We start from the raw sequence: 13,041 nt of genomic DNA on the forward strand, positions 1-13,041 counted from the left end.
AACGTAGTCATCGGGCATATCCCATGTTCCGTTTTGGTCAAAATCAATCCATCCATACAGCAGGCCTTCGGTCGAAGCCGTAACATTGACGGTCGCTGTTGAATCCGCGATGAGAGGCGACACAAAGAGGACTCCGTCTTCGTCGTCATTGTTATTATTGTCATCCCCTTGCGCTCCGGCATCGGGCACGCCGTCCGCTTCAGCATCAATCTGAGTGCCCAGGTAGACATCAGGATCTATCAGATGGCGCGCGCCGTTATTCGCCAGCAGCGTCGGATAGGCCGGGTCGGGCGCATCGCCGAAGTCGTACTCGGGAACTTCATCCTTCTGGTTGGTAAAGACAGCCCTCACCGTTTCACCAGCTTCCAGAACGAATGTCGCCGTACGCGTCTGCAAATCATATGTGCTGTTATCATCGTCGAATGTGATATCTGTCAGAGTCCATCCGGATAACGGGGATTCGACCGATGTATAGGTACCCGGCTGGAGATCTGAGACAATAATTTGTCCGCCGTTGGTGATTGAACCGGAAGCATCTCCAGTAAAGGTGAACAGGTCGGTCGTACTGACATCCGTCACCTTCTCGACCATTATCGACCCTGTCTCCGGCGCAGTACCGGCTCCTTGAACATCAAAGGTATAATAACCTTCGTTGGAATCATTACTTTCGATGATTAAGGTTGTGACATATGTCCCCGTCAGGTAGGGAAAGAATTCAACTCCCAATGTGGTTGAACTGCCGGATGCAATCGACATCACACCGGGAATGATTCCCCATATTGCGGCGACTGATCCACCTTGGTTGTGGACATCCTGCGACAATCCGATGCTCGTGATATTGAGTGTGGCTGTTCCCGTATTATGGATTGTAAATATCTTTGTAATGGATCCGGTATTGATCTCCAAGCCGCCTATATCCGTCCAATCGGCGGTGCTGGGAGTCGTGTCTCCGTTGGTGATGGATATGCCATTGCCTCTTACATCGATCTCCGGCTCCTCATCAATCTCGCCTGTGCCCTGAATCGAGAAGTTATACGGATTCTCATTGGCATCATCATTGTCGATGCTGATGGTGGCTGAACGCAGTCCCGAAGCACCGGGATCAAAGCGCACCGTGAATGTCGTGGTTCCGCCGCCGCTGGAAACTGTGGGTGCGGGCTCCACAGTGACTAAGAAATCGCCGGCATGCGCGCCACCGATGTTGACTCGGGGAGAGCCGAAGAGATTCAAGACCATGCTACCGGTATTTCTAATTGTAAATGTATGATCGTGCGTCCCGCCCGACACGGAGACAGCTCCAAAATCGGTATCATCTGCTGTCGAGGGCGATGTATCTCCATCACTGATAGAAATCGAATTGCCCTTTACGTCCATCTCAGGCTCTTCAGGCTCCTGCCCCTCAGGCTTATCCCAAAACTTATTACCGGTAGTGGTTTGCTGTGACAAGGGCACAGAGACGTCATACTGAATTTGATTGCTATTGATTACCGTGCCGTCGGGTGAAGTGGCCCCCACGGAATAGTAGTCGGAAAGATCAACCTCCACGATATTGTAATATTCCCATCCTTCTTCGACCGCGAGCGAATACCATCCCTGGGCGTCGGTCTGTGTTTGATCAATTTGAACCGTAAGCTGGCCGGAATTATTGCCCCCGTAGAGCTTGACGGTGACACCGCTCAACGGCGCGGCTGCTGGTGGTTCTACACCCAAATCGCCCGAGTAAACACGGCCCGAAAGGAAGTCCTGAGCAAAACTCTGGGATGCGAATACTAAAAAGAAGAGGATGCAATTAACAAAAATTCCAAATAGGCATCGCAGTTTCATAAACTCCCTCTCAGACTTTAAGTATGAGCCGGCGAATCGATTGTCGGAGTGGCATTCACCCGCTGCGGACAAAGCGAGTCTGACGATCTGCGCCCTCCGGCAAGGGTGGCACTTTGAATTAATCTCAGGATGTTTATCGGCAAACAGCGATACATCCGTAATTTTCATTCCGGGAGGGTTCCGATCCCCACCGAGGACGATGCCTTCGAAAATCCTAACGCATTCAATGCCAAAATGTTCTGCAGGAGAATCCGCAGGCGCCCGGGGTGACGGCACCGGATGCAGAAGGCCGTGAGACCGCTCATCGGCCTGTCCTTCAACCTATTCTTATTCGGAACTCTCCGCTTCATGATCGATAGGGAGCTAATCACAGGCGGCGCGCAGCACTATCGCGGCGGTTATCGAAAATGTGGTAATATTTACCTTCGAATGCGCGCATGGATCCGACGGCACGCTGGGCGTGTGGCCTCAGTGGAACCGGGTTATTTTCTGGACGAGGATGAAAACGGGGTTGCTGACGCCATCGACGAGCTGCGAGCCATGCGCGATGTGATGCTGAACCAGGGCTTCATCCTGGATGAGGACCTCATGGTCGTCGAGGACGAGGGGGACCAGCACAGCGAGGAGTACTGGGCCGCAAGATTCCCGATCACATTGCAGTACCTCTTCCCTTACACAATATCCGCAGTCCCTTCAGGTGATGTCAGCGACACTTCGCTTGGCCGGCTCGTCATCCAACCCAATGTCCCCAACCCCTTCCATCCGCTGACGGTTCTGCGCTACGAACTCACCGCGTCCGCGATCGTGTCCTTGCAGGTCTTTGATGTCGGGGGCCGGTTGATTCGGACGCTGATAAGTTCGGCTCCCAGCGCAAACGGAACTCACTTTGTGGAGTGGAATGGCCGAGACGACGAAGGACGACAGCTTCCCTCCGGAGTGTACATTTATCGGGTGACCGCCGGCCAGGACCAGGCGACCGGGCGCGTGAACCTGCTGCGGTGACGTCGCCTGCTGATACCGGTTCACCCCCCATTGCGCATCGCGATGGGCAGCTCTGTCCCGTGATTCATAATCTCTATGTACCCGGAGTAGCAGAAGATTCGATTGCGTTTGCGAGAAGTCAGCTCCTGTACAATACCTAAACTCGCCAGGTGCCCCAAACTTTTGTTAATTGTTGCAGGAGTGATTCCTGTCATCTCCGCCAATCTGCCTGAAGTCACGATAGGACGCTCCATGAGCGCCCGGTGAACCCGCAATGTTGATGCGGCGGCTCTGCCCAGAGCGCCGATTTTATCGCGATCCTCGCCGGCCAAGTCCACAAGTTGTCTCGCCGTGTCAACCGCCTGGCCCGCCGTCACAATAACCGCTTCGGCAAAGAAATCGAGCCAGGCTTCCCAGTTACCGCTCAATCGAATCTCATTCAACAACTCGTAATAGCGTTGCCTGTGCGTCTTGAAATAGAGGCTCAAATAGAGCATCGGCTTACATAACACATTTTTTTCGCACAAGAGCAAGGTAATTAAAAGGCGGCCAAGACGACCATTGCCATCCAAAAACGGATGGATCGTCTCGAATTGTACATGAGCCAGCGCCGTTTTAAGGAGCGCAGGCGTGGCGACCGGTTGATCATGGAGAAACAACTCCAGCTTTCCCAAACACTCCAGCACCTTCTCTGCCGGCGGCGGAACGAAAGCGGCATTGCCCGGGCGGGTGCCGCCTATCCAATTTTGGGTTTGGCGAAATTCTCCGGGTGTTTGGTTCGAGCCTCGCCCCTTCGAGAGCAACTCCCGATGCAACTCCTTGATCAAGCGCAGAGAGATCGGAAATCCGTTCGCCAGCCGGCTCAGACCATGGTACAAGGCCGCCGCATAATTGCTGACCTCCCGCACATCATCCAATGGCACGCCGGGCACCACATTCATTTCAAAAAGCAGGAGCTCAGAAAGCGAGGACTGCGTGCCCTCGATCATCGAAGAAAGCACCGCCTCCTTGCGGACATACATATATAGAAACAAGGAAATATCCGGTATGAAGCTTGAAATGCTATCCAGACGCCCAAGCGCCAGCAGCGCCTCGTCGAATTTGCTACGCAATTCCGGCGTCCATTCAATGGGTGGAGCAGGGGGCAATGGAGCGGGGACAAAAGCCCGCGCCTTTTCTCCCACCGTTGATATGGTCGCGTAATACCCCTGGAGTTCTCGTTTCATAACTCGACAGATCCTATAATTAGATCCCTTGTTGTTTTAGCTTGAGGCTCTATTCTAAAATAACAAGGAGTGGGGTGAGGGTCAATCTGGGATATCGAAGTTGTCATATCAGCAGAGACAGAAAACTTAACTTCTTGCAGTAACAGCAGTTAACCAGTGGAGGCGGCGGGAATCGAACCCGCGTCCGAAAGAACCTCAGCAAGAACATCTACGTGTGTAGTCCGTCGTTTAATCTCGCAGTTTAGAACTCCGGCGGACGGGATTTCCAAACCACCAGCCTGTTAGTTTCGCTACTGCTTCCAGGCGCCGCAGCGGCTAGCCCACCTATATGGCGCCCTACCAGACCCCCGGCAGGCGCGGGATCTGGGGACGAGCTACCTAACGAATTAGGCGGCTAATGCTAACTCAGTGTCAGCAGTTGTTTTTTCCCACTTGTTTAACGAGCCAGCGGGACCTCGACACGCAGTCCAAACCTTGTATTCTCCGTCGAAACCTTTCGCCCCCTTCTTTCATAGATAGAAACTTCGCCACAAATTATTCACTCATGCTAACGAATATCATACACCACATTGCCTTCGTTGTTGCGCTCTTTGCGAACGCCAATATGGAGATTCGCACCGGCACGGCCGAATTTTCAGCAAATCGGGGTTTCCCCCTCGGTCTGGCGTATCTTATTGCCAAACTTGTTATTATGGCACCACAGCGCACAAATAACTCCCGCGTCATTCAGCTCTCGAAAAATAAATCGTGAGCCTGGAATCAGCGCCCGAACCATGGGCGGCCAGCTCTGTCCAATAATCTTCGGCCAAATCCTGCTACCGAATCAAGATTGAAGAGCTTGCCCTAGCGACAGATCCGCTGAGCCTTATAAAACCATCCCGGCGAGTTCGTGGCTGGGGTATCTTTGATTTTGAATTGCCAGACGATTTCCCCGGAATTCGTTATCTCGAATATCACCGAGTCGTCTGTATCCTCGAGAACCCCGACTATTAGGGTATTTCCGTTTGGCAGCCGATCTCCATCTCGCGAAGTTCTGAGATGATCACGATGATATTGCCATACCGGCTGCCCGATATTGCGGTCAAGTTCGACAATCTGGTACGGAGCGTCCCGCTGCAGGCAGATTAGAAGCTGATTGCCGTTTTGCATCTCTGGCTCATGAGGATCATGACCCAATGGATTGGTCGTTGGATAGAGCTCCTTCCAGTCAAACTCCCAAACGACAGCGCCTTGCGGCTCGATCTCGATTGTCAGCGAGAAGTTCCTCAAACTCAACAATGTGTTTCCATTCTGCAGCCGGGTTGCCGCATTCGTATGAATCCATCCTTCGCGATCGCAACTAATATATGGTTCATTATTGTAATGGTCACTTGCCTGCCAGGACCAAATAACTTCTCCCTGGGGATTTACTTCTTTGACTTGTGTATCCCCAAACCGGTCCCCGGCGCCAAAGACATAAATCGTGTTTCCATTCGGCAGCCGGTCGGCATCATGAGACACTTGACTGTCGAGATGAGACCACGCAACATCCCCGTCTCGATCAATTTCGTAGATGCCATAACGCGGTAAAACAAAGAGGATGTTTCCGTTTGCGAGTAGCTCAACATCCATCCCCGGCTGATGATACGATTTGACATCATCGGGAATGTCATACTCCCAGACGATCTCCCCGTTCATGTTGACTTCAACAAGACGCGGGGCAGTAGTATCGTGCAAATCGGCGAAGAGGGTCGTGCCATTGCAGGCCTTTGTGGCGTCGTAGACATCGACGTAGAACTCTCCCGCCTGGATTTCAGGTTCGGGAGAACCGGTTGGATTGTTGTCTTCTTCACAAGCTGAAAGGACGACAAAGAGAATTATTGCGAGAGCTAATGTTGCCGGGGTAAAGCGCGGCCGGTTAATCATCGCATCCTCCCAAACCTGCTAAGCCTAGGAAATTTCTATACCTGTTAACGGCGGGTCAATCGGGTTTGATTCGGGATTTAGGGGATATAAATATACAAAGGACTCACGGCAAGTTACAATATTTCGTCGCTATCCAATAACCGCTTGACTCATTAGCAATTACAGCCATAACCAGGGCCATAGCATATCAATGAATCTACATAACCCACCATGTTTTCTGAATAAAAAGATCTTAACGTATAAGTATCACCTTCACAGCTTCCGACGTCTCGACCGCGTTGTTGAGACGTATCCAGTACATTCCGTCACTAACAGTCGCCCCACTTCCGTTGCATCCGTCCCACCGGACCCGATGCAAACCCGGCTCCAATGCGCCCAAAGGGATTACTCTCACAAGCCTCCCGCTCAGGTCGTGGACGGTCATCATCATGGGATACGAAACGCGGCTCTCCAATGCGAGCTCAACCGACCGATGGAATGGGTTGGGCGCCAAAGAATGTATCGCAATGTTGGGGACCTTCGAATTGCGAACCGGCTGGGGATCCTGAGCAGAGGCCACAGGCAAACTCTTGATCCCGACGCTGTGTAACTGCCCTAACGCCATGGCTACAAAATCGGCATTGGGCTCGGGAACGTCACACTGGTGGTAGAAGTTCCACCCCCAGGCCACGATCGATCCGTCGGATTTGAGACCCAGGCTCTGGAGTCTCCCGCCCGCCACGGCCACAAAATCTGCGTTGGGCGCTGGGACATTACACTGGCCGTAGTGATCCCACCCCCAGGCCACGATCGATCCATCGGACTTGAGACCGAGGCTGTGCTCGTATCCCGCCGCCATAGCGACGAAGTCCGTATTGGGCTCGGGAACGTCACACTGATGGTAGTAGTTCCGCCCCCAGGCTGCTATCGATCCGTCGGACTTGAGACCCAGGCTGAAATTGTCCCCTGCCGCCACGGCCACAAAATCTGCATTGGGCTCGGGAACGTCGCACTGGCCATAATCGTTTGTACCCCAGGCCACGATGGGGCCATAAGACTTAAGAGCTAGGGTGTGGCCCTGGGATTCAGGGGCAAAAAAATCCAGGCCCGCCGCGACGGCAACATAGTGAGCATTGAGGGGAACGTAGCAATCGCCACAGTCTCCCCAGGCTACGATCGTGCTGTCGGATTTAATACCCAGGCTTCGGTTCTGCCCCCCCGCCACGGCCACAAAATCAGCGTTGGGCGCCGGGACATCGCACTCGCCATAAGAGTTTTGCCCCCAGGCCATAATTGATCCGTCTGATTTGAGAGCCAAGCTGTGTTTGGTGCCGGCCGCCACGGTTGTGCAGATAGCGTTCGAATCCGGGATTTCGCATTGGCCACTGGTGCAATCTCCCCAGGTCACTATGGTTGCGTCGGATGGGTCTGGTGGGTCGGAGGGGCAGGCTGGGTTTTCGCCCTCAATCTCACCGAATCCTTGAATAGAATCTTCCCGAGGATCACTTGTACAATCTACGACGCCGCTTGGACCAACTGGATGGGGGCCCAAAGGAATGACACCACCATAGTTGTAAGTACCAAAGTAATAGACCGGTTCCATGTAGCCATACAAGCAATCAGGCGACCAGCTCACCGCTGTACCCTCACCAGGGCCAGGCCATCCAGATGTATGGATTTCGAGAGCACCGGGAACGCAAGCACCAGTGTAGCCGATGTAGTTATCAGCCATATTGAAAACACCGAGGCCAAAGATGACGGTATTGAAGTTGGGCGTGTTTCCCGGTGGAGAAACGACAACCACCAAATACCAGCTAATCCCATTAGAGTCTGGAAGCGCACTTGGATTCAAGTCGTCGCAGTGTTCAGGAATATCAATGGCGCCACACGGATCACCATTCGTCTCTACACCGAGCACATTCCCCTGGATTGCTAAGGTAACACCTGCGTTGGGCCCGGCAAAAGCAACGCTCGCGGCAAGCAAAAGATATAGACAAGCATAAAGGATCACTCGCATAGCTCGATCCTCCAAAAAATTGTTCAATCGTCGAAACATCACACATTCATTTTACCGCTTACATTTTATACGATTAGCTAATTATCTACAAGGGGCAACCATAGATGATGAGCGACACTGAAAAGTCGGATCGCCAGAACGTCAGCCAAAAACCAAAAGGACTCACAGCCATCGCCGCAAGTCCTTGTCCAACACAGTACACCGCCAGGGACTCGAACCCTAAACCTGCTGATTAAGAGTCAGCTGCTCTGCCAGTTGAGCTAGCGGTGCATAAATCTGGGATTTTCCCTTCCAGACAGAATCAGAGCCTAGTGAATCGCCGGAATCCCGTCAACCCTTAGGCGCTCCAACCGGCGGAACAGCCTCATATTTCTCGAGATAGGCCCGTCGCCGGAGCCTAGAACGGGAGGTCGTCATCCTCATCCGATGAATACGAGGTCTCGCCCCCCACCGGTTCGGGCATGCTGGCGGATGCGTTCGCCCCGCCGGCATCAGCCGGGTAACCGCCGCTATCAGATTGGTAGCCGCCATCGGATGGGTATCCGCCACCAGCGCCGGCATCCCCCCGTTGGCCGAGAAAGACGATCCGATCGGCGACGATCTCGGTGGTTTGGCGCTCCACATTCTGATTATCGGTCCATTTTCGGGTCTGGAGCCGCCCCTCAACGAAGGTCTGGCGCCCCTTCTTGAGGTACTCACTGGCCGTCTCCGCCTGCTTCCCCCAAACAACAATCCTATGCCATTCCGTGCGTTGCTGCTTTTGACCGTCCCGGTCGATCCAAACCGCATTGGTGGCCATCGTGAAGTTCGCGACCTTTGATCCACCCGGAGTATGGCGCAGCTCAGGGTCCCGTCCCAGATTGCCAATGAGGATAACCTTGTTGTAGCTCATGAAGCCCTCCTTGCAAGGGGTTTTCTCCCAACTCCCGGATCCCGTGCAAAGTGATCCAGTTGACATGGGAGAGATTTCTGTTTTATCTTGAATCACGCGAGGCCAAAAGTCACCTCTTCTAGATCGGGGTGTAGCGCAGCCCGGTTAGCGCACCTGCTTTGGGAGCAGGATGTCGGAGGTTCAAATCCTCTCACCCCGACTGGATGACCTACCGATAGGTCATCCGCGAAGGTTTTGGTGGTGGATGTAGCTCAGTTGGCAGAGCGCTGGATTGTGGTTCCAGTTGTCGTGGGTTCGACCCCCATCATCCACCCCACCTTTTCTCCCTCCCGAATTCCCACGCGCCTGTAGCTCAGGAGGATAGAGCAACGGATTTCTAATCCGTCGGTCCCAGGTTCGAGTCCTGGCAGGCGCGCTGAATAGCAAAGCGATAAATGCGACACACGCAACACCCTCGACGCCCCGTCACCGGAGCGTCGTTTTATTTCCTGATGGCCCATTAGTGCCAAAACCGGGCCATTACGCATTCTTGTGACACTAAAATTGTTTAATGTGTATCCACAGAATTTGATCCTTGACGACCCTCTCTAGAACTGGTAATATCCCTAGTGTTAGAGTGCATGATCCCATTGGATGAGGGTCAGAAACGAACGGTAAAGCTTCATTTGAGGGATAGTGGGATAGTGGCGTAGCTGCATATCCATCTTCACCCAAGTGAATTTTCCTGCACTCTAAAATCTCAAAAGTTCTGGGCTGATTCTAAATTCGGCCATCCGAAATTGACAAGTTCTGGCGCATGCCTACATGAACTTTAGCGTCGACGGTGCTTGGGGGAACTCATTTCCACATTGCAAATCTCCAAGAAGGAGAATCCTGACGGCCTAGGAGAAGCGATACCCCGCTTCTAGCACACCCTGTGGCCCGCAATCGTGTGATCTTCCCATCACGCCAACACCGTCGGCGCTCTCCCCTCTCGGGATGAGTTTTGGCTCGTTTCCTTTTTGAAGGGAAACGAGCCAAAATTGTCTAAGGCTGCATAACCTGCTATTTAGAGCTTTTGGTGATCTTTCGCCAGAACAGATCGGAACCAACGCGGTATCGGACGAAATAGATCCCAGGCGCAAGATCGCGTCCTTCGTCATTCCGGCCGTCCCAAGGCAAGCTTAGATCGCCGGGTTCCTGAACCCCATTCACCAGGGTTCGAATCCTACGGCCATTCACATCATAGACAGCAATGTTAGCTTGTTCACGCTTCGCCAGCGTATACCGGATGGTCGTCGTCTGATGGAACGGATTGGGTTGGTTGCTGCCGAGCCGGTTGACCAAAATCTGTGGGAATTCTTCAACTGCGGTTTCAATATTCACCGGGACACTCAACTGCTCCATCATCTCAGGAGGATTCATGCCCTGCGCCACCCAGGCGTCATGAAGATCCTGACCCATTGAGTTCGTCGTGTTTTCATCCCGGAGAAATTCAATATACTCCTTGCTTGTCGATTGGTAGTAGACGGTCACGACGGCGAGGACAGCTTCCTCCGGAAGATGATACGATGTGTCATCCCAATACTGGCCGTCGGTATAGGAGTAGGCGACGGGTGGTGATTGAATCGCCTCGAAGCCGGCGTTTGTGAAACCTCTCGGCGGGATCCGATTATCGGAATAGACCGTGTCACTCAGCACAAAATGGAAGGATTCACCGGGAGAAAATCCAATCGCCGCGGCCAACGCAGGGCTCAGGCCGGGGTGAACTTCGTAAACTTTCACTTGCTCATCATGCAGCAACTCACCAGTCTCATAATCATAGGCGCCGGATTCAAAGACCTTCTGTTCCGCTTCATCGTATGCTGACACATTGACCCAGATCCGCCGTCCCTCAGGATAACCGGATGGCAGCTTGTGTCCGGTTTCATTTGTGACCCGAACGGTCACCCCGAAGGTCTCCGGCGTCACCTCCAATGTAACGGCCTTCTGCAGCATGGAGACCGCCCGGCTCTTGGCGGCCTGCAATTGCACGACCTCGACCTCACCAGGGAAGAATGTAGGGATGATATCCGGAACAAAAGTATTCCCGCCTGTAAAATCATGCAGACCGAGATCGGAGCGCAGAGGAGCATTCCCATCGTTGCACCCTCTGGCTTCGACATCGTGCATATGACAATCCTGGCATGTTGAAACAATACCGTCCGGCTTGTTCCCCGCAAACTGCGGCGCATACACCCCCGTTGTCGCATACTCGCTCTGGGACCACTCACTGTAAGTTCTTTCAACCGGCATCATATTCCGGACGTCCATATCCGGATGTTCTGCATCGAAAGTATTCGGTGAGTAATCGCCGGGGCTATCTTGTACAAATACAGGGTTGCTGACATCGTGGCAGATGCCGCAGATATTCGCGGAACGGTGGAAAGGTGATTCGACAAACTCATGGGCTGCCAGTGCATCAGCATAGGGTCCGCGGCGCAGCGGCGCAGGATCATTGATGAACTGCCCGTTTCCGTATTGAAGCGGAAGGGGCGAAATGTTCGCCAGGACATCCACATCCTGTGCAGGACTGACTCCTTCGACGTAATTTTGATCAACCGCCCGGTGGCAGAAATCGCATTGAACACCCTGCCGATCCTTGGCATTGAGAAGACCGCCGCTGGTATCGACCGAACGCCCCTCCTGCCAGCCACTCTGTGTGTGACAGCGGATACAAAGATCTCCGACGGATGGGGCATCTTGCTCAGCAATCGCCATACAGGCGAAGAAGAAGGGATCGCGCGCCGCCTGGGCCATCATGCTGCCCCGCCAGTTGTACCATGCCTCATTGGCACTATCATAATTGCCATGGCAGCTTGCACAACTCGCACCGGGATCATCAAGAATGGCTCCTTCATGTGGCTGCGTCCCGGATAGATCCATATCCCTCAACGTCGTCGGGACAAAGCCCGCTGGGACACCGGTGATGGTGAAATCGGCGTCACTGTCGTCAAACCCCGAATTCCCGGCATTGTCGTGGGCCTCCACACGGATACGGTTCATACTTCCGGGTCGATTGGGGACAAACCAGGAATAGCTGCTTCCAGGAGCTTCGTTTCTTGCGACATGCTTGTATGATGCCCCCCCGTCCTCCGATAGATAAACATTGATATACGATATCCCACTGGCGTCTGTGGCTGTATAATTGATCGTTTGGAAAGTTCCCGCCGACAAGTTTTCTCCACCATCGGGCGCAGAAATAGTGACCTCGGGCGGCGTCGTGTCGGTCCCCCCCGAGGGGGTGAGGTAAGGCTCTACCTCTGCAAGGAGAATATTGGAAGTGCTGCCCATGTTGCTTTGTGAAAGACCGGGAAATGTGGGCGTGTTCCCGAAATTGACGACATCTGTGATTTCAACAATATTTGTGAAGCCGTCTGCATCGGAATCATCATTTTGAATGGCAAGAAACGCATCAACATAGGATAAACCCCCGTTAATGCCGATTTGAACCCCCAATCCGTATGGATTCCGAGCTCCTCCCCCGTCAAAATTAAAATGACAAACACCACAATGGCCTCCATTGCTGGGGAGATCATCGAGCTGGGTATTCACGGCAATTGGGTAGGTGCTAAAAAAGGCATTGCGGATGGGATTCCTGGCCTCGGACGGCGTAGGAAATACAGCCATCCATGCAAACAGAGCAAGGATGAAGCAGGTTGCACCTCTGGCATGTGTCATGATTCACCTCCGGGTGTGGTCTCTTTTTCCTCGGTTTGACATTTCGAACAGATACCCTGGATACTGACGGAGAGACTCATGATTCGAAATCCCTCCGGTGTCGGATGAGGAATTTTCAAGTCGTCAAACGCCAAGTTGTTAAAGTCGGTGATTTCCCCGCAGCGAAGACACAGGAGGTGGTGGTGCCGGCGTGTATCCGGGTCATAACGGACGGCGGAGCCAGGGTGGGGCAATTTGCGAATAATTCCAAGCTGGGCAAATGTTTCCAAAACCCGATAAACCGTGGCTCGGGACATCTCCGGGTGCTGCTTCTTCACCTGGGCATAAATAAGATCAGCTGTTGGATGGTCCTTTCGTTGCGAGAGGGTCGCATAAATCGCCCTCCGTTGCGGTGTCACAGCCAAGCCACTTTGCCGGCACCTCTGCTCAAAGCCGTGAGCTAACTCTTCTGATTCTTGGGGCATTCCATTCATAGTGATTGAAACAATATATCATTTGAGACAACTTATCAAGCCATA

9 protein-coding genes, 4 tRNA genes and 1 other RNA gene are annotated in these 13,041 nt (G+C 53.2%); 5 read left to right on the forward strand and 9 right to left on the reverse strand.

Annotation, left to right across the window (positions count from 1 at the left end; translation table 11 throughout):
• A partial coding sequence (locus KJ970_12705; GenBank protein ID MBU2691779.1) for a choice-of-anchor D domain-containing protein occupies nucleotides 1-1,824 on the reverse strand: 1,824 nt, incomplete at its 3' end.
• A 348-nt stretch (nucleotides 1,825-2,172) separates the two neighbouring features.
• Here KJ970_12705 and KJ970_12710 point away from each other — a divergent pair.
• Nucleotides 2,173-2,826, forward strand: a complete 654-nt coding sequence (locus KJ970_12710; protein MBU2691780.1) for a T9SS type A sorting domain-containing protein — start codon at nucleotides 2,173-2,175, stop codon at nucleotides 2,824-2,826.
• A 20-nt stretch (nucleotides 2,827-2,846) separates the two neighbouring features.
• Here KJ970_12710 and KJ970_12715 read toward each other — a convergent pair whose 3' ends face one another.
• Nucleotides 2,847-4,031 (reverse strand): Fic family protein, encoded by a 1,185-nt coding sequence (locus KJ970_12715; protein MBU2691781.1) that lies wholly within the window; start codon nucleotides 4,029-4,031, stop codon nucleotides 2,847-2,849.
• Nucleotides 4,032-4,185: 154 nt separating this feature from the next.
• Nucleotides 4,186-4,535, reverse strand: a transfer-messenger RNA (tmRNA) gene (ssrA, locus tag KJ970_12720).
• A gap of 40 nt (nucleotides 4,536-4,575) precedes the next feature.
• On the opposite strand from ssrA, the gene KJ970_12725 reads away from it, so the two are divergent.
• A complete protein-coding gene (locus tag KJ970_12725) occupies nucleotides 4,576-4,782 on the forward strand; it encodes a hypothetical protein (protein MBU2691782.1) in 207 nt (68 codons plus the stop codon).
• Nucleotides 4,783-4,874: 92 nt separating this feature from the next.
• Here KJ970_12725 and KJ970_12730 read toward each other — a convergent pair whose 3' ends face one another.
• From KJ970_12730 to KJ970_12745, 4 genes are all read right to left on the reverse strand, one after another.
• The gene (locus KJ970_12730) at nucleotides 4,875-5,936 is read right to left on the reverse strand and encodes an aryl-sulfate sulfotransferase (protein ID MBU2691783.1); all 1,062 of its coding nucleotides are present in this window, start codon (nucleotides 5,934-5,936) and stop codon (nucleotides 4,875-4,877) included.
• Nucleotides 5,937-6,168: 232 nt separating this feature from the next.
• Nucleotides 6,169-7,932, reverse strand: coding sequence for a hypothetical protein (locus KJ970_12735; protein ID MBU2691784.1), 1,764 nt, complete (start codon nucleotides 7,930-7,932; stop codon nucleotides 6,169-6,171).
• Nucleotides 7,933-8,129: 197 nt separating this feature from the next.
• Nucleotides 8,130-8,202: transfer RNA gene (locus KJ970_12740), tRNA-Lys, on the reverse strand.
• 127 nt (nucleotides 8,203-8,329) lie between these two features.
• On the reverse strand, nucleotides 8,330-8,824 hold the full coding sequence (locus tag KJ970_12745) for a single-stranded DNA-binding protein (protein MBU2691785.1): 495 nt from the start codon (nucleotides 8,822-8,824) through the stop codon (nucleotides 8,330-8,332).
• A gap of 124 nt (nucleotides 8,825-8,948) precedes the next feature.
• On the opposite strand from KJ970_12745, the gene KJ970_12750 reads away from it, so the two are divergent.
• From KJ970_12750 to KJ970_12760, 3 genes are all read left to right on the forward strand, one after another.
• Nucleotides 8,949-9,023, forward strand: a tRNA-Pro gene (locus tag KJ970_12750).
• Nucleotides 9,024-9,064: 41 nt separating this feature from the next.
• Nucleotides 9,065-9,140, forward strand: a tRNA-His gene (locus tag KJ970_12755).
• Between the two features lie 25 nt (nucleotides 9,141-9,165).
• Nucleotides 9,166-9,239, forward strand: a tRNA-Arg gene (locus tag KJ970_12760).
• A gap of 629 nt (nucleotides 9,240-9,868) precedes the next feature.
• On the opposite strand, the gene KJ970_12765 is transcribed toward KJ970_12760, so the two are convergent.
• Nucleotides 9,869-12,523, reverse strand: a complete 2,655-nt coding sequence (locus tag KJ970_12765; GenBank protein ID MBU2691786.1) for a T9SS type A sorting domain-containing protein — start codon at nucleotides 12,521-12,523, stop codon at nucleotides 9,869-9,871.
• Entirely contained in the window at nucleotides 12,520-12,987 is a 468-nt protein-coding gene (locus tag KJ970_12770; protein MBU2691787.1) for a transcriptional repressor, read from the reverse strand. Before KJ970_12770 ends, KJ970_12765 begins: the two co-directional genes overlap by 4 nt.
• Nucleotides 12,988-13,041: the final 54 nt, after the last annotated feature.

The organism is Candidatus Eisenbacteria bacterium, from assembly GCA_018831195.1.
Lineage (GTDB): Bacteria > Eisenbacteria > RBG-16-71-46 > CAIMUX01 > JAHJDP01 > JAHJDP01.

Bases quoted from the DNA above. Each gene is read 5' to 3' on its own strand.
- KJ970_12710 (MBU2691780.1), top strand. From the start codon at position 2,173: ATGATCGATAGGGAGCTAATCACAGGCGGCGCGCAGCACTATCGCGGC.
- KJ970_12725 (MBU2691782.1), top strand. From the start codon at position 4,576: ATGCTAACGAATATCATACACCACATTGCCTTCGTTGTTGCGCTCTTT.
- KJ970_12730 (MBU2691783.1), bottom strand. From the start codon at position 5,936: ATGATTAACCGGCCGCGCTTTACCCCGGCAACATTAGCTCTCGCAATA.
- KJ970_12715 (MBU2691781.1), bottom strand. From the start codon at position 4,031: ATGAAACGAGAACTCCAGGGGTATTACGCGACCATATCAACGGTGGGA.
- KJ970_12770 (MBU2691787.1), bottom strand. From the start codon at position 12,987: ATGCCCCAAGAATCAGAAGAGTTAGCTCACGGCTTTGAGCAGAGGTGC.
- KJ970_12765 (MBU2691786.1), bottom strand. From the start codon at position 12,523: ATGACACATGCCAGAGGTGCAACCTGCTTCATCCTTGCTCTGTTTGCA.
- KJ970_12735 (MBU2691784.1), bottom strand. From the start codon at position 7,932: ATGCGAGTGATCCTTTATGCTTGTCTATATCTTTTGCTTGCCGCGAGC.
- KJ970_12745 (MBU2691785.1), bottom strand. From the start codon at position 8,824: ATGAGCTACAACAAGGTTATCCTCATTGGCAATCTGGGACGGGACCCT.